Here is a 526-nt window from a genome sequence, read left to right as displayed (position 1 = left end):
GCTACTACGAGAGATGCGGACTGATCACCGTCGCCCGAGACGTGAACGATCACCGACGTTACGACGCCGCAGCTGTGCGACGCTTGGTCTTCCTTACGCGAATGCGATTGTCTGGCATGCCGATGCGCGATCTACAGCACTACGTCGAACTCGTCGACCGCGGCGAGGGAACCGTACCCGAAAGGCTTGACTTGCTGATCGAGCATCGCGACACCGTCCGACTGCGGATCCGCGAACTGCAACTGTCCCTGGTGGCGACCGAGTACAAAATCGCTACCTACGGGGGAGCTGCGGGGCCGTAGCTCGCCAGGACGGTATCGGCACCAGTTTGGCGAGCGAGTGGGTCGATCAGGCGCGGGTTCAGTTGCTCTCCGTGGAGGGGAGGCACGCTGCGAGGTCCTCGCGTAGGCGACGTTGCTGTTCTGGGGCCAAGGGAGCGAACAGTTGCTTCTCCACGGCACGGACCGCGATGCTGGCCTGGCGCAGGATATCCAGCCCGTCCTGGGTGAGTTCGCTCGGTAGCGCG

General features: G+C 63.5%; 1 protein-coding gene. It reads left to right on the top strand.

Going from position 1 to position 526, the window contains the following annotated elements; genetic code table 11:
• Nucleotides 1–302: MerR family transcriptional regulator (locus tag HM984_RS17560; protein WP_179350135.1), on the top strand; the 302-nt coding region annotated here is incomplete at its 5' end.
• Nucleotides 303–526: the final 224 nt, after the last annotated feature.

The sequence above is a fragment of the Winogradskyella pacifica genome, from assembly GCF_013403915.1.
Classification (GTDB): Bacteria; Bacteroidota; Bacteroidia; order Flavobacteriales; family Flavobacteriaceae; genus Winogradskyella; species Winogradskyella pacifica.
The sequence above is the reverse complement of the archived record's forward strand: the minus strand, read 5'-3'. Positions and strand labels throughout refer to the sequence as shown.